The 18,881-nt window shown below is 41.4% G+C and carries 22 protein-coding genes; 19 read left to right on the top strand and 3 right to left on the bottom strand.

Translation table 11 applies throughout. The features are described 5' to 3' along the window. The first annotated feature begins 2 nt into the window (after nt 1-2). The 15 genes from BN3283_RS10170 to BN3283_RS10100 all read left to right on the top strand — a co-directional run bounded on the left by BN3283_RS10170 (nt 3) and on the right by BN3283_RS10100 (nt 12,439). Nucleotides 3-881: a UDP-3-O-(3-hydroxymyristoyl)glucosamine N-acyltransferase gene (locus BN3283_RS10170; RefSeq protein WP_286137639.1), complete on the top strand. Its 879-nt coding sequence runs from the start codon at nt 3-5 to the stop codon at nt 879-881. 5 nt (nt 882-886) lie between these two features. Continuing rightward, entirely contained in the window at nt 887-1,522 is a 636-nt protein-coding gene (locus tag BN3283_RS10165) for a PIG-L deacetylase family protein (protein WP_059026576.1), read from the top strand. A 9-nt stretch (nt 1,523-1,531) separates the two neighbouring features. Further along, on the top strand, nt 1,532-2,299 hold the full coding sequence (locus tag BN3283_RS10160) for a polysaccharide deacetylase family protein (protein ID WP_059026575.1): 768 nt from the start codon (nt 1,532-1,534) through the stop codon (nt 2,297-2,299). A gap of 232 nt (nt 2,300-2,531) precedes the next feature. Beyond that, complete coding sequence (locus BN3283_RS10155; protein WP_059026574.1) at nt 2,532-2,930, top strand: hypothetical protein; 399 nt, start codon at nt 2,532-2,534, stop codon at nt 2,928-2,930. A 166-nt stretch (nt 2,931-3,096) separates the two neighbouring features. Beyond that, entirely contained in the window at nt 3,097-3,438 is a 342-nt protein-coding gene (locus BN3283_RS10150) for a type II toxin-antitoxin system RelE/ParE family toxin (RefSeq protein ID WP_041502915.1), read from the top strand. Then, the gene (locus BN3283_RS10145) at nt 3,410-3,715 is read left to right on the top strand and encodes a helix-turn-helix domain-containing protein (protein WP_059026573.1); all 306 of its coding nucleotides are present in this window, start codon (nt 3,410-3,412) and stop codon (nt 3,713-3,715) included. The genes BN3283_RS10150 and BN3283_RS10145 overlap by 29 nt, the downstream gene beginning before the upstream one ends. Before the next feature lie 247 nt (nt 3,716-3,962). Then, nucleotides 3,963-4,532 (top strand): ORF6N domain-containing protein, encoded by a 570-nt coding sequence (locus BN3283_RS10140; protein WP_059026572.1) that lies wholly within the window; start codon nt 3,963-3,965, stop codon nt 4,530-4,532. 96 nt (nt 4,533-4,628) lie between these two features. Continuing rightward, on the top strand, nt 4,629-5,207 hold the full coding sequence (locus BN3283_RS10135; RefSeq protein WP_059026571.1) for an ORF6N domain-containing protein: 579 nt from the start codon (nt 4,629-4,631) through the stop codon (nt 5,205-5,207). Between the two features lie 463 nt (nt 5,208-5,670). After that, a complete protein-coding gene (locus BN3283_RS10130; protein ID WP_286137638.1) occupies nt 5,671-7,107 on the top strand; it encodes a capsule assembly Wzi family protein in 1,437 nt (478 codons plus the stop codon). 90 nt (nt 7,108-7,197) lie between these two features. After that, nucleotides 7,198-7,458 carry a hypothetical protein gene (locus BN3283_RS10125; RefSeq protein ID WP_059026570.1) on the top strand — a complete coding sequence of 87 codons (261 nt, stop codon included), beginning with the start codon at nt 7,198-7,200 and terminating at the stop codon, nt 7,456-7,458. Further along, complete coding sequence (locus BN3283_RS10120) at nt 7,449-7,778, top strand: type II toxin-antitoxin system RelE/ParE family toxin (protein WP_059026569.1); 330 nt, start codon at nt 7,449-7,451, stop codon at nt 7,776-7,778. Before BN3283_RS10125 ends, BN3283_RS10120 begins: the two co-directional genes overlap by 10 nt. 247 nt (nt 7,779-8,025) lie before the next feature. Beyond that, nucleotides 8,026-8,799: a polysaccharide biosynthesis/export family protein gene (locus BN3283_RS10115; RefSeq protein WP_059026568.1), complete on the top strand. Its 774-nt coding sequence runs from the start codon at nt 8,026-8,028 to the stop codon at nt 8,797-8,799. Between the two features lie 27 nt (nt 8,800-8,826). Continuing rightward, on the top strand, nt 8,827-11,142 hold the full coding sequence (locus tag BN3283_RS10110) for a GumC family protein (protein ID WP_059026567.1): 2,316 nt from the start codon (nt 8,827-8,829) through the stop codon (nt 11,140-11,142). Next, entirely contained in the window at nt 11,132-11,707 is a 576-nt protein-coding gene (locus BN3283_RS10105; RefSeq protein ID WP_059026566.1) for an acyltransferase, read from the top strand. The genes BN3283_RS10110 and BN3283_RS10105 overlap by 11 nt, the downstream gene beginning before the upstream one ends. 6 nt (nt 11,708-11,713) lie before the next feature. Then, nucleotides 11,714-12,439 carry a tyrosine-protein phosphatase gene (locus tag BN3283_RS10100; protein WP_059026565.1) on the top strand — a complete coding sequence of 242 codons (726 nt, stop codon included), beginning with the start codon at nt 11,714-11,716 and terminating at the stop codon, nt 12,437-12,439. On the opposite strand, the gene BN3283_RS10095 is transcribed toward BN3283_RS10100, so the two are convergent. Continuing rightward, complete coding sequence (locus BN3283_RS10095; RefSeq protein ID WP_041502923.1) at nt 12,436-12,651, bottom strand: hypothetical protein; 216 nt, start codon at nt 12,649-12,651, stop codon at nt 12,436-12,438. The genes BN3283_RS10100 and BN3283_RS10095 overlap by 4 nt on opposite strands. A 208-nt stretch (nt 12,652-12,859) precedes the next feature. Here BN3283_RS10095 and BN3283_RS10090 point away from each other — a divergent pair, with 208 nt between their 5' ends. The 3 genes from BN3283_RS10090 to kdsA all read left to right on the top strand — a co-directional run bounded on the left by BN3283_RS10090 (nt 12,860) and on the right by kdsA (nt 15,788). After that, nucleotides 12,860-13,162 carry a DUF3276 family protein gene (locus BN3283_RS10090; protein ID WP_041502924.1) on the top strand — a complete coding sequence of 101 codons (303 nt, stop codon included), beginning with the start codon at nt 12,860-12,862 and terminating at the stop codon, nt 13,160-13,162. A gap of 290 nt (nt 13,163-13,452) precedes the next feature. Further along, nucleotides 13,453-14,730 carry a replication-associated recombination protein A gene (locus BN3283_RS10085; protein WP_041502925.1) on the top strand — a complete coding sequence of 426 codons (1,278 nt, stop codon included), beginning with the start codon at nt 13,453-13,455 and terminating at the stop codon, nt 14,728-14,730. 257 nt (nt 14,731-14,987) lie between these two features. Next, nucleotides 14,988-15,788 carry a 3-deoxy-8-phosphooctulonate synthase gene (gene kdsA / locus BN3283_RS10080; RefSeq protein ID WP_041502926.1) on the top strand — a complete coding sequence of 267 codons (801 nt, stop codon included), beginning with the start codon at nt 14,988-14,990 and terminating at the stop codon, nt 15,786-15,788. A gap of 138 nt (nt 15,789-15,926) precedes the next feature. Here the strand turns inward: kdsA and manA are convergent, their stop codons facing one another. Continuing rightward, nucleotides 15,927-16,904, bottom strand: coding sequence for a mannose-6-phosphate isomerase, class I (gene manA, locus BN3283_RS10075; RefSeq protein ID WP_059026564.1), 978 nt, complete (start codon nt 16,902-16,904; stop codon nt 15,927-15,929). A 134-nt stretch (nt 16,905-17,038) separates the two neighbouring features. Here manA and BN3283_RS10070 point away from each other — a divergent pair, with 134 nt between their 5' ends. Next, nucleotides 17,039-18,088: a hypothetical protein gene (locus BN3283_RS10070; protein WP_147625578.1), complete on the top strand. Its 1,050-nt coding sequence runs from the start codon at nt 17,039-17,041 to the stop codon at nt 18,086-18,088. Here the strand turns inward: BN3283_RS10070 and BN3283_RS10065 are convergent. Continuing rightward, the gene (locus tag BN3283_RS10065) at nt 18,051-18,854 is read right to left on the bottom strand and encodes an alpha/beta fold hydrolase (RefSeq protein WP_059026562.1); all 804 of its coding nucleotides are present in this window, start codon (nt 18,852-18,854) and stop codon (nt 18,051-18,053) included. The two genes, BN3283_RS10070 and BN3283_RS10065, sit on opposite strands and share 38 nt — an antisense overlap. Nucleotides 18,855-18,881: the final 27 nt, after the last annotated feature.

Raw genomic sequence — 18,881 nt, 5'->3', positions numbered from 1 at the left:
TTATGGTGAAAGCTTCAATAATAGCTAAGTTTTTGAATAGATCGTTCCAAGGTGATGATATTGAGATTAGATTTTATTCGACAATTTCTGATATACAGGAACATAGTTTGGTATTTGCGAAGAAATTTGATGAGGATTATCTTGCAAAGGTAAATCGGTTTACTAATATTCTGGCGATAGTGACAGATGAGTATAAAGGGAAAATATCTTGTTCTTATATCCTTTCGGAGAATCCTCGTTTGGATTATCTTAAAATCTTGCAAGAATTTTTTGTAAAAGAGAAAGTGTTTGGAATTCATTCTACAGTTATTATCGAAAATGGTACCACTTTTGGAAAAGATATTTTTATAGGAGCGAATTGTTATGTAGGGAAGAATGTAGTTGTCGGGGATGGAACACGTATTTATCCTAATGTAGTGATACATGACGGTACAGTTATCGGTAAAAATTGCTGCATAAAATCCGGAGCGGTAATCGGACAAGATGGTTTCGGTTTTGAACTCGATGAAAAAGGAGTACCGGTACATTTCCCGCATTTTGGTAGAGTTATTATCGGCGATGAAGTTTACATAGGTGCGAATACGGCTGTAGATCGGGGAACCTTAGGCGATACGATTATAGCCGATCATGTTAAAATAGATAATTTAGTTCATGTTGCTCATAATGACAAAATCGGTGAAAATTCACTGGTGATTGCCGGTGCTTCTTTGGGTGGAGGAGTTGAATTGGGTAAGAATTGCTGGATCGCTCCTAACGCATCCGTAAAACAACAAACGGTAATAGGGGATTTTGGTTATGTCGGCTTAGGTGCTGTCGTTATTAAGAATGTCGAGGAGCATACGATAGTGGTAGGTAATCCTGCAAAAGAACTTCGTAAATAATTATTATGCTTGAAAATTGTAATAATATTTTAGTATTGGCACCTCATACTGATGACGGAGAGTTAGGTTTGGGGGGAACCATTCATTCTTTAATATCGTCAGGGAAGAAAATTACTTATGCTGCTTTCTCAACAGCTGAAGAATCTGTTCCAGAAGGATTTCCGAAGGATATTTTGAAAACAGAGGTTAAAAATGCGACAGGGAGATTAGGAATACGTGCAGAAAATCTTTTAATCTATAATTATGAAGTGCGTAAATTGAACTATGTCCGTCAGGAAATTTTGGAAGAATTGATAAAGATTAGAAAAAAACAGACTTATGATTTGGTTTTTATTCCCAGTTTACACGATATTCATCAGGATCATACTACTATTGCTCAGGAAGGATTGCGTGCTTTTAAAAATACGACAATACTCGGGTATGAACTTATATGGAATAATTTGACATTTAATACCCAGTGTTTTGTACGGCTGAGTAAACGGAATATCGAGGCAAAGGTCGAGGCATTAAAAGAGTATCATTCACAAGGGAAAAGAGATTATTTATCGGATGAGTTTATTTATTCTTTAGCTAGGACCAGAGGTGTACAAGTCGGGTGTGAGTTTGCTGAAGCTTTTGAAGTTATTCGGTTGTTTTTATAATCTTAGAAGATGGACTTTACACTTAAAACTTATCAGGAGTTACTTGCAGTTCTGAAAACCTGCTATGCTTTCCAGACTTTTGAAGATTATATCGGGAAACCGGAAGATAAAAAGCTGATCATTTTACGGCATGATGTGGACAAATGTCCCGGGCGTTCGTTGGCGTTTGCCGGGGTACAGGCGAAGACTGGAATTCGGGGGACTTACTACTTCCGGGCTGTGCCGGAAAGTTGGGATGAGGGGATTATCCGGGAAATCCGGGATTTGGGACATGAAGTGGGGTATCATTACGAGAGTTTGACTACCTGTCACGGAGATGTCGATAAAGCTTACGAAGATTTTTGCCGGAATCTGGAGCGGTTGAGGAGACTGGTGCCGGTTGCTACCATTTGTATGCACGGAAGTCCGCGTTCACCTTGGGATAGTAAGGATATTTGGAAAAAATACGATTACCGGGAGTTGGGAATTATTGCCGAGCCTTATCTGGATATTGATTTTTCTAATCTGTTTTATGTGACGGATACCGGTAGACGATGGGATGGCTACCGGGTTAGTGTTAGGGATAAGATTCCTGAATTACAGGGAACGTGGGAACGGAAAGGGTGGGTTTACCATTCTACCTCGGATATTATTCGAGCCGTGAAGTCCGAAGAATTTCCGGAACGGGTGATGGTTACAAATCATCCACAACGATGGACAGATTGTAGATTAGCTTGGATGCAGGAATTATTTATACAGGGATTAAAAAACCAAATAAAAAGATTTATAATCAAATAGATGAAAGTGTATATGAATTGATTCCAATAATGAACAAATCGTGGTTGTATTTTGTTTTTATGATTTAATGTTGTAGTTTTATAGTTCATTATTTATTTGTCTGCCGATTACGGAGAAAGGAGTATAAAGATCGGTCGAGTGTGATTGTTTTGTGGTAATGTACACGATGATCTATGATGTTTTTCAGGACCGTCAGTAAGAATTTATTCTGTTCGATTTAAATTTACGAGTGATGTCTGAAAATTTTGATTCTATTTTTTCGCAACTCGATGAGGTAGCGGAAAAGGCAGGACTTGCCATGACCGAGAGTGATAATTTAAAAATCAGTGGGGACATTGATTTCGAGATGAATCTTGACGCGCAAGGGAACGGGAGTTATTCCATCAGTAAAAACGGTTGGGGGGCCACGATCAAAGCTACTGCCACGATTCTGGCTCCGCCTAATGCCTTGTTCGACGTGTCGGTCAGAAGTTCGAAAGGCGGTGGAGGCGATTGGAGCGGGATTCCTTCCGGCGGGAGTGTGAGTTGTAGTTTACAAACCTATTTCGGCAAGAACACCACGATTTCGGTTCATGTTCACAGTACGGTGCCGAATGCTCGTTTTAGAGCCAGATTGCATTATTCGACCTGATATTTTCATAATAATAGTTTTAAGGTTTAGTAGTGTAGGTACTATCCGGCGTAATTTCCGGGTAGTACTGTTGTTCATGGATTTATGAAGATTTTTTAACTTGTTATCTTTTTACCAAGAAAAAAGATTGAGTTGCATTATATTGAAACTTTATTTATATTTGTAAGTGAGAAGAAAAATAATAGCATACGGTCGGTATTATAATGAATTTCTCTCTACATTGACAGAGAAAGAAAGGCTGAAGGTAAAGTATATACTTTCGTTACTTGAGACAGAAGATCGTATTCCTACAAGATTCATAAAATTTGTACGTGATGAATTATATGAATTACGTATGCAGTATAATAGTAATATATATCGTATCTTTTTTATTTTTGATGAGGAAAAAATAGTTGTACTGTTTAATGGTTTTCAAAAAAAGTCTCGTAAAATTTTAGTATCAGAGATAGAGAGGGCTTTAAAGATAAAGGAGGAATATTATGTGTATAAAAGAAAACATGTTAATTGATATTAGCGCAGAATTAGAAAAAGAGTTTGGAGTTCCCGGGACCCCAGAACGTGCAAGATTTGATGAGGAGGCGTATGCTTACTATACTGGGCAAATTTTATTAGAAGCGAGGAAAGAGGCAAAGGTAACTCAGTCAGAATTAGCTAAAAGAATAAATACAACAAAATCATATATTTCTCGTGTTGAAAACGGAGTAATAACTCCGAGTGTTGCTATGTTTTATCGTATTATTGGTGCTCTCGGGTTAAAAATTGAAATTGTAAAACCAATAGCTTAAAAGAGTCAGTGTTCAAATCTTTGTCGTGAAAACGGAAATCTTATAAAAACTTAAGTATTGTAGGCCTAAATATCGTGATAATGTATCGGGAATGAAATATAATGATTAAGTGATTTAGAGATTAAAGAATTAAGTGATTAGAGGATTAGGTGATTAGGTGATTTCGTGATTAAATTTAAATCACGGAATCACTAATTCATTGAATCGCAGAATTTATCGGGTCTACAATTTAAAATTTACAATCAGAATGGATCAACTACAACTAATTCGAAGTAAGATTTACGAGATACGGGGTCGGAAGGTGATGATTGATAAAGATTTGGCTGAATTGTATAGGGTTACAACCGGTAATTTGAATAAGGCTGTTCAACGGAATATTAAACGTTTTCCCGGCGATTTCATGTTTCAACTCACGGAAGAGGAATTTGATCAATTAAAAGTAAACTTGATATTCCATTTTGGAAGATCAAGTTGGGGTGGAGTTCGTAAACTTCCGTATGCTTTTACAGAACAAGGTTTAGCAATGCTTTCAGGAATATTAAATTCCGATATTGCAATTCAGGTAAATATCAATGTAATGCGTGCTTTTGTTGCTGTTCGTCAAGTGATAAGTGAGATCCCGGCGGATAAGGTATCAGAGCTTCAAAGCGAATTAAAAGAGTTTAAGAAGTACATAGAATCGGTATTCGTTGATTACAATGATATTAATGATGATACCCGGATGCAATTGGAGCTTATCAATCAAACGTTGGCAGAATTACAAGCACAAAAGAAATTGGAAAATAAGCCGCGTAATCCTATCGGATTTGTCAAATGACAGAAAAAGATTGACGATTGTAGATTTTAGATTGACGATTTAAAGAGGGTAAGATCAGAATCTTAATCATAAATTGTAAATTAATTTACAATCAGAATGGATCAACTACAACTAATTCGAAGTAAGATATATGAAATACGAGGTCAGAAGGTGATGTTGGATTTCGACCTTGCGGAAATGTACGGAACAGAAACAAAGGTATTGAAACAATCCGTAAAACGTAATATAAGACGATTTCCTGTGGACTTTATGTTTAAACTTACTAAAGAAGAATTCGGTACTTTGAGGTCACAAATTGTGACCTCAAACAAGAGGGGTGGTATTAGATACCTTCCTTTTGCTTTTACAGAATCGGGTGTAGCGATGCTTTCTTCTATTTTGAATAGTGAGGTTGCCATCGAAATAAATATTAATATCATGCGTGCTTTCATTGCCGTGCGACAAGTTCTATACAGTCCTTCAGGTGATAAAATCGAAATATTAGAAAACCGAATAAAGGAACTTAAACAGTATATGGAAGAGGTTTTTATGGATCAAAACGACATAAATGAAGATACTAGAATGCAACTCGAATTAATAAATCAGACCTTGTCCGAGTTGCAAGCAAAAGACCGGGGATTAAAAGAGAGGAATCGGATCGGGTACATATTACCGGATTATGAAGGTAAAAAATGATACTAACGTGATACCAAAACATAAATTATTAACAATCGCACTTGAAAATCAAATCGGTACATGTAAAATGTAATCCTATAGGATTTGTTAAATGACAGAAAAAGATTTACGATTTCGGATTTTAGATTTATGAGTTAAAGATGATAAAATCACTGACTGAATCATAAATCGTAAATTAAAAATTATTTTACAATCAGCGATTTGCAGTCGAAATTATCTGTTTTATCATGAATTTTAGGGTGGTGCTATTCAAAAGCAGATGGATAGCACTTTATTTATAATATAAAAGAGTGGGATTCTTTTCCAATAAAAGGATTAGATGATTTAGGGATTGGGAGATATAATGATTATGCGATTAGATGATTTGGTGATTAAATTCAAATCACAGAATCACGGAATTACTAAATCATTGAATCACAGAATTACAGAATTTATCGGATCTACAATTTAAAATTTACAATTATTGAAGGCTATTTTATTCGGGATAATGTTGTTATTATCCTTTGTTCTTTGTGCGCAAAAGCGGGAGGTGGGGTATGTCGGGGAGCTTAGCGGTTATGCCGGGAGAGGGGGTGTTTTGCCTTTTTGGATGGGCAGGGATCGCTGGGGAGCTATGCCGGATCGGGCGGGAGGGGTGTTGAGGCTTGGGTTGTTTTCCGATTTCCGGGAGGGAAGGAAGATTCAAACGGCTTATGGTTTTTCGGGTGTGGGGATAGGTGAGAAAGGGAATAACCGGGTGTCAGTGGATGAGTTGTACGCGAGTGCCCGTTGGAGGCGATTACGTTTGGATATCGGGATGATACATCCGGACACGCAATACAACGGGGTCTCTTCGACCAACGGGGATTTTGTTCAATCGGGTAATGCACGGGTGAATCCGGGGTATAATTTGCGAAGCGAGTATATACCTTTACCTTTTATAGGCAAGGTATTGGCTTTCCGTTTTAGTTACGGGGATTACCGGATGATCGGGAAACGGTACGCGGAGAAGGTGCGCCTGCATCATAAGTCGCTATTTCTACGGATTACGCCGCATAGACGATGGGATATCATCGTGGGATTGGATCATTATGCCCAGTGGGGCGGAATTTCACCTGATTTGGGAAAACAGCCCTCCTCTTTGAAAGACTATATCCGTATCGTGGCCGGTAGCGAAGGAGGGAGTGATGCTTCGGGCAGTGCACAGAACAATGCCCTGGGAAACCATTTGGGACGGGAGCATTTGAGGATTAATTACAAGGGAGACCGTTACACGTTGACGTTTTACCATGATATTCCTTTCGAGGATGGTTCGGGAACGGATTTCCGTTCGTTCCCCGACGGGATTTATGCCTTTTATTACGGGGCGGGGAATCGGTCGGGATGGTGTACGGATGTGATCTACGAGTTCCTTTATACCAAATACCAGTCGGGACCGTATCACGACCGTCCGGCAACTCCCGCGGAGATGGAAAAGCAAGATCCTGATGCTCCCGGCTACGGATGGAAGAAGGTGGGGGGAAGGGATGATTATTTTTTACATGGTGAATATAAATCGGGATGGACGACAGACGGGCGAATCATCGGAACGCCTTTTTTGTTGCCGAACCCAAAGAATAAGGAGGGCGTCGTTATCGGGATGTATAATAACCGGGTGATCGCTCATTATTTAGGGATCAAAGGGTGGATTGCCGGGAAGGTTTCTTATTGGGGAAGGTTTTCCTATTCGTTGAATTACGGGAGATACCGGGAGCCTTTTGAGCGGGTAAAACGACAATGTTCATGGGGAATGGAGGTCGGAATTCCCTGGAGAAGATTACCGTTTAAAACGGAAGCCGGAATTTATGGGGACGAAGGAAACTTGTTACGGGAGAATGTCGGAGTGATGGTACGATTAACAATAGAGGGATTCTGTGATTAGACGATTCAGAAGATTATGATTTCAGTAAAATATGAATGGTAGGAATAGACAAAATTATTTTCTATATTTGTAAGAATAAGGAGAAAGACTATGAAAGCAATGACAGCAGATACACTACGGGTTGATATCCTTCGCAAAGTGATGGAATTAAATGAAGATAAACTCAAAGAGGTTTATTCTTTTGTCAATTCATTACTAAAACAAGAAGAGAAAGTGAAGGAATATGAATTGCCTGAAGAGTTGTTGCAGCAAGTTGCTGATTATACCGATAAACTGATCGCCAAAGGAGGACCTTTTTACACCACGGAAGAAGTGTTTGATGAAATAGATAAAAAAATGGGATGGAAGTAGTGTGGACTGATTTGGCTATTACTACGTTAAAGGATTTGATTTTTTATTTGAATCAATCTTGGAGTCATCAGGTAGCCTCGAGAGTTCGTGCAACGCTTTATCAAAAAATTACGTTATTAAAAGATTCTCCTTTAATCGGTAAAGAGGTTAAATTGGGAGAAATAAAATCTTTACGTGTAGTGATCGTCAATAAGAGAACTAAAATTTTTTATTGTTTGAGTTCTGATAAAATTTATATTGCAATGATCTGGGATGTAAGGAGAAATCCTGATATTTTGAGAACTTATCTGAACTATTTCTTAAATAATCTCTCTGAATAGTTACTCTGTTTCCTAAAATTAATTTGGAGGAATAAACAAAAAATATGGACGGTAATGAATGACATTACCGAGAAAAATCGTAACGGGTAGTAGAAAAATGAATTAAGGGATTCTGAGATTAAAAAGATTTACGATTTTGGATTTTAGATTTACGATTTAAAGATGGCAAAATCACGGACTGAATCATAAATCAAAAATAAATTTTCAGGTCTATTCGACTTTCGTTAAATCAATAAATTTTAATTATATGGGACTTTTGAAAAATGGAGTGTGGATTCTGTTGGGGGGCCTGTTGTGTGCCTCCTGCGGATCGAGTAAAAAGGTGGTTTATTTACAGGATGCCGACGTGAATAAACGAATTAAAGCCGAGTGCGAGTATAAAACGGTGATTCAGCCGGATGATCTGTTGTCGATCATCGTTTCCTGTGACGATGTGGAGGCGGCACTTCCTTTTAATACGCCGATGATCGGTTTGGGGAGGGAGACGGTAGGTTCGTCTAATCAACAGGTTCCCCAGGGATATCTTGTCGATAAGGAGGGAAGTATCGATTTTCCCGTGTTGGGTAAATTGAGGGTGATGGGAATGACCCGAAACGAGTTGGCCGATTCGCTGAAGGAGCGATTGGGTAAATATTTGAAGAATCCGATCGTGACCGTACAATATTTGAATTTCAGGGTGACCGTATTGGGAGAGGTGAAAAATCCGGGAAGCTATAAGGTGTTGGGAGAGCGTATTTCCATTCTGGATGCTTTGGGAATGGCGGGGGATTTGCAGATTAATGCCAAACGGAAAAACGTGTTGGTCGTGCGGGAAGTGGACGGAGAGAAGCAGTTTGCCCGGATCGATCTGACCTCTACGGAGTTTATGGATACTCCTTTTTTCTTTTTGCGGCAGAATGACGTGATTTACGTGGAGCCGAACCGGGGACGGATAGCCGGGGGAAATGCGGGTGCTTTCCTACCCTATATATTGTCGAGCGTCTCCACGATGGTGGCGATAATCGCTTTAATTGTCAGGTAATAGTGTGTGTAAAATAATATCAGGCTTATGAATGAGTTGAACAATGATCTGTTTTTGGTGGAAGAGGAGGAAAATTTTGATTTCCGCAAGTTTCTTAACAAGATCCTGTATAGATGGTGGTGGTTTGCAATTAGTGTACCGTTGTGTTTAGGTGGAGCTATTTATTACTATATGAGTCGGGTTCCCGTGTATAACGTGGAAACGAAAGTAATGATAAACGATTCGAGAAAGGGAGAGCTGGGAACCAATGCCATGATGAAAGAGTTGGGCTTTTTCCAGGGGGATGTGTTCGTGGAAAACGAGATGATCGAATTACGTTCGAAAAATCTGATGCGGGAGGTGGTGAAGGAGTTGGATTTAAATGTACGTTATTTTGAAGAAGGGGGAATAAGGGAAAAGGAATTTTATAAAAATGCCCCGTTTCGTATTTTGATCGATTACCCGGAAAATATCCGGGATACCTCGTTTTATGTGAGTATAGGGAAAGATGATCGGGTGGAAGTTTTAACCCCGGAGGGAGAATCTGTTTTTAAGGGAAACTACTCGGAAAGGATAACGGTAGGGGGGTATTCGATTTCGATAGAGAAAGAGCCCGCGAACGTAAAAGAGGGAGAATACCGGGTGAGTATCAATTCTTTCCCTGTGGCCACGGATGTATTTTACGGAAAACTCGATATAAGTAATTTGGAGAAGAATACCAATGCCGTCGGACTTTCCGTGAAGGACGAATTGCCTCCCCGGGCCATTGATTTGATTTATCGGTTGATTGCGGCGTATAACGATAACGGGGTGAGTAATAAGCGGATTGTATCGACAAATACGGTGGATTTTATCAATAGCCGGTTAGAGGTGATCAATCAGGAATTAAGTGAAATCGAGGATAGGGCAGAAAACTTTAAAAAACAGAATCGTCTGACTGATTTGGCTTCGGATGCAACTTTTATTATGGAACGGAAAAAATCGGCCGGGGCCGAGTTGTTGAAATTAGAGACTGATTTGGACGTGGTGAGGAGCGTACGGGATTTTTTGGATCAGAAAGCTGGGTTTCATTTGCTGCCCGAGAACTTGGGGTTGGCGGATGTCGCGTTGAACAACGGCATCGGGAAGTATAACGAGATGATCCTGCGAAGGAATAAATTGTTGCAGACGGCCCGGGAGAGTAACCCCTTGATAAAAGGAATAGAGAGTCAGTTAAGGGGATTGAAAGAGAATATCCGGATGGCGATAGAGAATGTGGAGAAAGGATTGGAGATCAAGATACAAAGTTTGGAGAAAGAGAATCAGTTGGTGGATAAGAAACTGACGTCGGTACCCACGCAGGAGAAACAATACCGGGAGATCTCCCGGCAACAGGGGTTGAAGGAGAATCTTTTCCTGTTCCTGATGCAAAAGCGGGAGGAAGCGGAGATCGCCAAATTGATGTACGTACCCATGGCGAAAATCATAGAAGACCCGAACACGCAAGGGAGTCCCGTATCACCGAAAAAATCCATGATTCTGTTGATCGGGTTGGTGTTGGGAGTTGCATTGCCTTTCGGGGGAATATTTCTATTGGATGTGTTGGACTCCAAGGTGCGGGATACCGAAGATGTCGAGAAGGCCGTGAACGCTCCTGTATTGGGAAGTACGCCTGAAATGCCGGAAGGAGAGAGGGATGTTTTTCAGGAGAATTTTATGATGTCGGAATCCATGCATCTGATCCGGGAGAACTTGAATTATATGGTACGACAGGCGGAATGTCCCGTTATCATGGTGACTTCGACCATTCCTCAAGAGGGTAAATCTCTTGTTTCTGCCCATTTGGCCAACGCTTATGCCAAATCCGGTAAAAAGACGATCGCTATCGGTTGTGATTTGCGAGATCCGAAGATGGATCTCTATCTTAAATGCGATCATCATAAAGGATTGTCCGCCTACTTGGCCGGAATGGAAAATGATAAAAAGAACATTATAAATAAGATAGACGATTGTCTTTACGCTATATTCGGGGGAAGCGTACCTCCTAATCCTACCCAGTTGATAGCCAGTCCCCGGATGGAAGAGTTGATAACGGAATTAAAGGAAGAATTCGATTGCATCGTGTTGGATACGCCTCCCTTGGGTATTTTGGCGGAAGGCTTTACATTAAGCCGGTTGGCCGATGCCTGCGTGTATGTCGTACGGGCTCACCTGTTGGATCGGAAAGATTTAAGGTTGGTTACGGATTTGGAAAAGAAAAAACGATTGCCTAACCTGGGGATCGTCGTCAACGGGATAAAGATCAGACGGGGCGGTTACGGATACGGTTACGGGGCTAAATACGGTTATGGTTACGGACAAAATACAAAGAGAGATGAAGACTGAATTTTTTGCGCACGAGACAGCGGTAATCGATAAGGAGTGCCGGATCGGGAGCGGTTGTAAAATATGGCATTTTAGCCATATCATGGACGGTTGTATATTGGGAAAGAATTGTAATATCGGCCAGAACGTGGTGATCTCTCCGGGGGTGGTGTTGGGAGATAACGTGAAGGTACAAAATAACGTATCCGTTTACACGGGTGTAACCTGCGAGGACGATGTGTTTTTAGGGCCTTCCTGTGTTTTTACCAACGTGGTGAACCCGAGGAGTGCCGTGAACCGGAAATCTCAATACGCCAAAACCCTTGTAAAGAGGGGAGCCACGATCGGGGCCAACGCTACGATCGTTTGCGGTCACGATATCGGCAGATATGCTTTTATCGGGGCGGGGGCGGTCGTGACCAAAACGGTTCCCGATTATGCTCTCGTGATAGGGAATCCGGCCCGGCAGACGGGGTGGATGAGCGAGTACGGGTACCGGTTGATTTTTGACGCGGAAGGTGTGGCTGTTTGTCCGGAAAGCGGGGAAAAGTACCGGTTGCAAGAGGGCGTTGTCGTGAAAATTTGAAAGCTTATGTTTTTCAGGAAACGTTCGGTGAAGCAGTATTTCTTTTACGGGCACGATTTGCATTCGCACATTTTGCCGGGATTGGATGACGGTGTAAAAACCGTGGAGGAAGCGGCGGAGATCGTGAAGCGTATGTTGAAATTGGGCGTGAAGCGCTTCACGTTTACCCCGCATATCGTTTATCCCTTGCTGATGAACGGACCGGAGAATATAGGAAAACGATGGGAAGAGTTGGAGAAGCGTTTGAAGCGGGAGGATATTCGTTTGGATGCCGATATCGGAGCTGAATATCGGGTCGGAAGGTATATGTTCGATTTGATCGGGCAAAAACAAATCATGGCATCCGGGGGGGAACGCGTGTTGCTTGAACATAGCTTTTTAGCTCCTTCTCTTTATTTCGAGGAGTTGTTATTTCAATTGCAAACCGAGGGCTTCGAACCGGTGTTGGCCCATCCGGAACGTTATCGTTTTTACGGTGAGGATATTGAGAAAGCGTGCCGGAAGTTGAAAGGTAAAGGATGCCGCTTGCAGGTCAACCTTTTGTCGTTCACGGGGTATTACGGAAAAGAGGCCCGGAAAGGGGCTTACGTTTTATTGAAAAGAGGTTTGATCGATTATTTGTCGGGCGACATTCACTCCTTGAGACAAATCGAGTTGTTGGAGGACTTTTTAAAATCAAAAGAGAGTGATGTACTGAATAGATACAGTCCTTATAGACTTTCACCTATTTAGTCGTTCTTCTTAATCTCTATCGGTTTGTAGGTCGCCCGTTCTTTGCGATCGGTCGTGGCTGCACAACTGATTCCCCGGTCGTTCATGGCTTTATTGCGTCCGATATGAGTTTCCGGGAATTTTTTCTTTTTGGAAAAAAAAGTGGAGATACCCAGGCCGATAACAGCCAATCCGATTAGTACGAGAACGATGAGAAAAATTTTCCAGATCATTTTTATATGGATTTTAAAATATAAGTTCAAAATTAGCTTTTTGAAGCATATATAGCTCGAAAAAGGTAAATTTTATTCTGTATAAATGATACTATTCTTTTTTTTACGTTGATCGGGGAGAAAGGTTAAAAAAAAAGGATTAAAAAAGTTTATTTTTACTTTGTTTTTCCTACATTTGAGCAGCAAAGTCAAATAAAATTCAAAAGCAATGGAAGGATACGAACAAAATGAAGGAATGGATACGATTGATAGAGAGGAGATCTATTCTAACGCAGTGAAAGCAGGGAAAAGAACCTATTTCTTTGATGTGAAGGCAACCCGTAATAGTGATTATTATCTTACTATTACCGAGAGTAAAAAGAAATTTGATAAAGACGGAAATCCGAGTTACGAGAAGCATAAAGTATTTTTGTATAAGGAAGATTTCGAGAAGTTTGCAGAAGGTTTAGAAGAAGCTATCGGGGTGGTGAAAGCTGCTATTAATGGCGAATTGCCGAAAAAAGAAGATTAAAAGCTGTAGTGTGCTGTAATATAGGCGGGTGAGAGGTATCACCCGCTTTTTTTTATTTCGTTGGAAATATTGTGTTATCTTTGTGTGGATAAATGACGATTTACAATTGACGATTGTAAATTTGAAATTGTAGATTAGAGGATTAAGTGATTAGATGATTGTAGATTGAGAGATTTAGCGATTAAAAGATTTAGCGATTAGGTGATGGAAGGATTAAGAGATTCGAATTTAATCACAGAAACACAGAATTTCCTTGATTTAAAATCTACGATTTACTAAGAAGGATTGAGATGGATAACAAACCGTTAGCAGAGCGAATGCGGCCGAAATCTTTAGAAGATTACATCGGTCAGCAACATTTGGTGGGGCCGGGTAAGGTACTTCGGAAGATGATCGATTCCGGGGTTGTCTCTTCTTTTATTTTGTGGGGACCTCCCGGGGTCGGGAAGACTACTTTGGCCATGATTATCGCGGAGCAGTTGCAACGTCCTTTTTACGTGTTGAGTGCTGTGAGTTCGGGAGTTAAGGATGTTCGGGAGGTGATTCAGAAGGCGGAAAGTCAACGGTTCTTCAATACCCCGAATCCTATTTTATTTATCGATGAAATCCATCGGTTTTCCAAAGCACAACAGGATTCGTTGTTGGCTGCCGTGGAGAAGGGTACGGTGACATTGATAGGAGCGACCACGGAAAATCCCTCTTTTGAGGTTATTTCCCCTTTGTTGTCCAGATGTCAGGTTTACGTGTTGAAAGCGCAGGAGAGAGTCGATTTGGAGAAATTGATAGACCGGGCTATCCAAAAAGATTTTTACTTGAGTACCCGCCGTATTGTGGTGAAGGAGAAAGAGGCGATGATCTCGTATAGTGGGGGAGATGCCCGGAAATTGTTGAATATATTGGAGCTGGTGGTCAACGGATTAGGAGAGGGGGACATCGTCATAGACAATGAAGCCGTACACCGGGAGTTGCATGAGAACCCTTTGATGTATGATAAGGACGGGGAACAGCATTACGATATCGTGTCGGCCATGATAAAGTCTGTCCGGGGAGGAGATCCGGATGCCGCCCTGTATTGGATGGCTCGTATGCTGATGGGAGGGGAGGATCCGAAATTCATTGCCCGCCGGTTGATCATATCCGCTTCGGAGGATATCGGTTTGGCCAATCCGAATGCCATGTTGATTGCCAATGCCTGTTTTGAGGCGGTTCATAAGATCGGAATGCCGGAAGCTCGTATTCCTTTGGCCGAATGCGTTATCTATTTAGCAACGTCACCGAAAAGTAATTCGGCTTATTTAGCTATCGGTGCGGCAATGGAGGCTGTTCATAATACGGGTAATTCGCCTGTCCCCCTGCATTTGCGTAATGCTCCGACGAAGTTGATGAAAGAGTTGAATTACGGGCAGGACTATAAGTATCCGCATGATTTTCCGGGAAATTTCGTGGAACAAAATTATCTTCCGGAAGAGTTGAAGGGCAGAAGATTTTATAGACCTCAATCCAATGCCCAGGAACAGAAGATATGGGAAAGGTTGGCGTTGTGGTGGAAAAACAGATGGAAGAAGTAACAATGGAACATGGTGGATTAAAGGATTGAGCGATTAAGTGATTGAGCGATTAAGTGATTAAGTGATTAAGTGATTTAGTAATATAATGATTAAGAGATTAGAGGATTAAGTGATTAAGAGATTGGGAAATTAAATGATCAGGAGATTTGAATCACTAAATCACTGAATCACAGAATTTATCAGGTTTACAATTTAAAATTTGCAATTAGAATAGGAGTTGTCAATTGAGAATATAGAAATTAATTAGGATATAGATTATGTATAGGGAATTGATAGATAAAGAGATGTTTTTTTTACTGGCGGGGCCTTGCGTGATCGAGGGCGAGGAGATGGCACTGCATATTGCCGAGCATGTGAAAAAAGTGACGGAGCGTTTGCATATACCGTATGTTTTCAAAGGATCGTTCAAGAAAGCCAATCGTTCGCGTCTGGATTCGTTTACGGGTATAGGGGATGAAAAAGCTTTGAAAATATTGGCAAAGGTGAGGCGGGAGTTCGGGATTCCGGTGGTGACGGATATTCATAGCGAACGAGATGCCGAGTTGGCCGCAGAATACGTGGATGTATTGCAGATTCCGGCTTTTTTATGCCGTCAGACGGATTTGTTGGTTGCTGCCGCTAAAACCGGAAAAATCGTTAATATTAAGAAGGGACAATTTTTATCCCCGGAAGCCATGCGTTTTGCAGCAGACAAGATCAGGGAGTCGGGGAATAACGAGGTTATGGTAACGGAGCGGGGAACCACTTTCGGTTATCAGGATTTAGTGGTCGATTTCAGAGGTGTCCAAATCATGCAAAATGTTTGTAAATGTCCTGTCGTGGTGGATGTTACCCATTCGTTGCAACAGCCTAATCAAACTTCTGGCGTAACGGGAGGACAACCGGCGTTGATAGAAACGATTGCCAAGGCCGGGATTGCCGTGGGTGCGGACGGACTCTTTATCGAAACGCATGCGGACCCGAGCCGGGCCAAGTCGGATGGAGCCAATATGTTGCGTTTGGATTTATTGGAAGGGCTATTGGAAAAATTGGTAAGGATCCGAAAAGCCGTTCTTTAATTGTTGGTCAAAAAATGGGGAGATATAATGATTCTGCGATTAGGAGATTAAGTGATTCTGAGATTAAGTGATTCTGAGATGGGGAGATTACAGAGATTGACGATTGTAGATTGGACCCTGCATTTCAATTTACAATCGTCAATCGTCAATATAGATCTCAAGAACTTTGGTGTATTCGTCGGGGTAGAGGGTTAAATTTTTGAGGGAGGCCGGGATAAGTACCGTTTCTTCCTGTTTTACCTCCACGGGCTCGGATTCTCCTGTCGTGATGGTGAACTTTCCTTGTAGACACATATAGATGACAAAAGAGTCCAACCGGATGTATTCTTTCTCTATGTTTTTGTCGAACGTGAGCAGGTTAGTCGTAAAGTAAGGGCAATCGACTAATTGCACGGATTCGTTATCTTTGGGTGCATAATGGATTTTATGATTCGGGTAATAGTTGTAGTCTATAACATTCGTAGCTAATTCCGTGTGTAATTCCCTCGGTTCTCCGTTTATGTCTTTCCGGTCGTAATCATAAATTCTATAAGTGATATCGGAGGTTTGTTGTATTTCCGCGATAAAACATCCTTTTCCGATGGAGTGAACCAAACCGGAAGGGAGAAAAAAACAATCTCCTTTGCGCGGGTGTTCCACGTTTAGAATTTCCTGCAATTTTTTTTGGTGTAACTTTTGTAAATACTCCGCTTGGTCCAAAGGTTTATTAAAACCTAAAATCAGGGAAGCCTCCTTTTCGACATCCACGATATACCACATTTCGGTTTTCCCGTAGGCGTTATGTCTTTCCTTAGCCGTGGCGTCGTCGGGGTGAACCTGAATGGAGAGGTCGGCCTGAGAGTCGATGTATTTGATAAGTAACGGGAATTCGATGCCGAATTGTTCGTACACGCGATCTCCTACCAAGTCTCCCATGTATACTTCGATCAGTTCCTGAAGATCATTTCCCGCCAAAAGTCCGTTAGAAACTACGGATACGCGTTCCTGTACGGCTGAGATTTCCCAGCTTTCGCCTATGTGCTCGGTCTCCATGTGATTCTCATTTTTATAGGCTAACCTATGGCCTCCCCAAAGTGTTTTTTTTAGAATCGGATGAAATTTTAACGGGTACAACATCTTCTCTGTTTGTATTAGGCATAATTATTGTATGAAGACAAAGATATTAAAAATGCATAATCTTAGCGTGAGTTTCGCTTTAAAATGTAATTTTGATTCTAAGAATAGAAAATAACGTAGTAAAAATGGGAAACATGAGAATTTTAGGTGCCTTTATGACTTTACTTATTTTAGGTGCGTGTAGCGATAGCGACGACAAAGAATTTGTGTTGAATCGGAATGATCTGACGGGTAAGAATTGGTATTATAACGGTTGGATAGGCAATAAGTTGGGTTACCGGACGAATGATGTACTGGAGGTGATTCGTTTTGATAATAACGGGAATTTGATTGGTGTGGAATATAGCGGTTTGAAAGATACGGTTGCCGGAAAATGGAGGGATTTGGAAAATAATGCTTTGAGGATAACAGACGGTAGCGGAGAAGAGAAGACATGGAATGTATTGGGATGCGGGAAGGGAATATTGTCCTTGCATGACGGATGGGGAGCCCGCGAATACAACGAGGGACTTTCTTATTTGGAAAACTTGAGCGGAGATGCTTACTGGGTTAATCAATATTCGAGTGAGGAGGGAACCTGGAAAAGAGCGCTGGAGTTTAAGATAAGCGGGAACGGTTCGATCCGGGAGGCCTATGCCATCGTGTCGGATGCGGAAGGAGGACAAATTCCTTTGGATAGAGAAAGTTATCTTGGAAGTTTGGTCTACCGGAAAAATATCGATTTCACCGGGAACTGCGATCGGGTAAGGTTTTATTGTAAGATCGGTTCCAAATGGAATGTGAAATTCGATGAAAGTTTGTATGATTCGAATGTTCCGGAGCACGCCTTTGATTTAAGGGCAGAGTGGAAGCCGACGGCTACTTCTACGGGCATAGACGTTACCTGGACTCCTGTTGAAGAGTCGAATATATATTATCAGGTTGAGGTGTTGGATAAAAATTTGGATACTAATAATCCGTTCTTCAAAAGTGAAGTGCTGGCAGGAACGGGGGAGTTGAATATAACGGAAGCGACACAAGGAAAGGTAGAGAATCGATTGTCTTCTTTGGTAAAAGGAGAGGTGTATAAAATACGGTTGTCGGCTATCCTGTATGAGCCTGGAATCGGAAGATACGATACTAATGCCGATCGGAACATCCAGGCCATTAGCTATGTGACGAAAGCTTTTGTTTGGGGAGAATAAATGTTTTAATGGCTTGTGCTAATTTTTCCGGCTGTTCGCTATGGATCCAATGCCCGCAATCGGGTATTTGAATGAAGCGGGCAGCCGGAAATTGTTCATACAAGAAAGTCTTGTCCGTCGGGATAAGGTCGGAATGTTCTCCTTTGATGAAAAGGATCTCTCGAGTGTATTGCGACAGGGGGAGACGGGAAGGGCAGCCGCTGATTTCCTGAAAATGTTTTTGTATGGATTCATGATTGATTTTCCATTCGAATCCGTTTTCTGTTTTCCGGATATTCTTCAAAAACAATTGCTGGGATTGGGGTGTTTTGAAACGGGATTCAATAGCGTTTTTTATCTCTTCTCTCGTTTGATACGCACGAAGGTTGAAGGCAGACATGAAATCGATGATTTTACTATGCCTTCCACCGTCGGAAGAAGTGTAGGCTATGGGAGCGATATCGACGACGACGGCTTTGCGGATAAGTTCCGGTTTTTTCATGAGTATGGCCATGACTATTTTCCCGCCCATGGAGTGTCCGGCGATGCAGGGGCGTACCGGTAATTGCAAGGATTCGATCAATTCTATGATATCGTCACTCATCACGTCGTAATCCATTTCGTTCGAATGCGGCGATTGACCGTGATTGCGAACGTCCGGTAGGATTACCCTGAACCTGTCCTCTAATAAACGGGCGATGGGAAGCCAATTTTCCGAGGCGCCCCATAAACCGTGAAGAATAATCAAAGGATCTCCCTGTCCGATTTCTCTATAAAATAGTTTCATGGTTTATTTTATCATTGCAAATTTAAA

The sequence above is a fragment of the Gabonibacter massiliensis genome (assembly GCA_001487125.1).
Taxonomy (GTDB): Bacteria; Bacteroidota; Bacteroidia; order Bacteroidales; family Marinifilaceae; genus Gabonibacter; species Gabonibacter massiliensis.
The sequence above is the reverse complement of the archived record's forward strand: the minus strand, read 5'-3'. Positions and strand labels throughout refer to the sequence as shown.

What these genes read in the sequence shown, in the direction of transcription:
- BN3283_RS10170 (WP_286137639.1), top strand. Translation starts at nt 3, where the DNA reads ATGGTGAAAGCTTCAATAATAGCTAAGTTTTTGAATAGATCGTTCCAA.
- BN3283_RS10165 (WP_059026576.1), top strand. Translation starts at nt 887, where the DNA reads ATGCTTGAAAATTGTAATAATATTTTAGTATTGGCACCTCATACTGAT.
- BN3283_RS10160 (WP_059026575.1), top strand. Translation starts at nt 1,532, where the DNA reads ATGGACTTTACACTTAAAACTTATCAGGAGTTACTTGCAGTTCTGAAA.
- BN3283_RS10155 (WP_059026574.1), top strand. Translation starts at nt 2,532, where the DNA reads ATGTCTGAAAATTTTGATTCTATTTTTTCGCAACTCGATGAGGTAGCG.
- BN3283_RS10145 (WP_059026573.1), top strand. Translation starts at nt 3,410, where the DNA reads ATGTGTATAAAAGAAAACATGTTAATTGATATTAGCGCAGAATTAGAA.
- BN3283_RS10140 (WP_059026572.1), top strand. Translation starts at nt 3,963, where the DNA reads ATGGATCAACTACAACTAATTCGAAGTAAGATTTACGAGATACGGGGT.
- BN3283_RS10135 (WP_059026571.1), top strand. Translation starts at nt 4,629, where the DNA reads ATGGATCAACTACAACTAATTCGAAGTAAGATATATGAAATACGAGGT.
- BN3283_RS10125 (WP_059026570.1), top strand. Translation starts at nt 7,198, where the DNA reads ATGAAAGCAATGACAGCAGATACACTACGGGTTGATATCCTTCGCAAA.
- BN3283_RS10120 (WP_059026569.1), top strand. Translation starts at nt 7,449, where the DNA reads ATGGAAGTAGTGTGGACTGATTTGGCTATTACTACGTTAAAGGATTTG.
- BN3283_RS10115 (WP_059026568.1), top strand. Translation starts at nt 8,026, where the DNA reads ATGGGACTTTTGAAAAATGGAGTGTGGATTCTGTTGGGGGGCCTGTTG.
- BN3283_RS10110 (WP_059026567.1), top strand. Translation starts at nt 8,827, where the DNA reads ATGAATGAGTTGAACAATGATCTGTTTTTGGTGGAAGAGGAGGAAAAT.
- BN3283_RS10105 (WP_059026566.1), top strand. Translation starts at nt 11,132, where the DNA reads ATGAAGACTGAATTTTTTGCGCACGAGACAGCGGTAATCGATAAGGAG.
- BN3283_RS10100 (WP_059026565.1), top strand. Translation starts at nt 11,714, where the DNA reads ATGTTTTTCAGGAAACGTTCGGTGAAGCAGTATTTCTTTTACGGGCAC.
- BN3283_RS10095 (WP_041502923.1), bottom strand. Translation starts at nt 12,651, where the DNA reads ATGATCTGGAAAATTTTTCTCATCGTTCTCGTACTAATCGGATTGGCT.
- BN3283_RS10090 (WP_041502924.1), top strand. Translation starts at nt 12,860, where the DNA reads ATGGAAGGATACGAACAAAATGAAGGAATGGATACGATTGATAGAGAG.
- BN3283_RS10085 (WP_041502925.1), top strand. Translation starts at nt 13,453, where the DNA reads ATGGATAACAAACCGTTAGCAGAGCGAATGCGGCCGAAATCTTTAGAA.
- kdsA (WP_041502926.1), top strand. Translation starts at nt 14,988, where the DNA reads ATGTATAGGGAATTGATAGATAAAGAGATGTTTTTTTTACTGGCGGGG.
- manA (WP_059026564.1), bottom strand. Translation starts at nt 16,904, where the DNA reads ATGTTGTACCCGTTAAAATTTCATCCGATTCTAAAAAAAACACTTTGG.
- BN3283_RS10070 (WP_147625578.1), top strand. Translation starts at nt 17,039, where the DNA reads ATGAGAATTTTAGGTGCCTTTATGACTTTACTTATTTTAGGTGCGTGT.
- BN3283_RS10065 (WP_059026562.1), bottom strand. Translation starts at nt 18,854, where the DNA reads ATGAAACTATTTTATAGAGAAATCGGACAGGGAGATCCTTTGATTATT.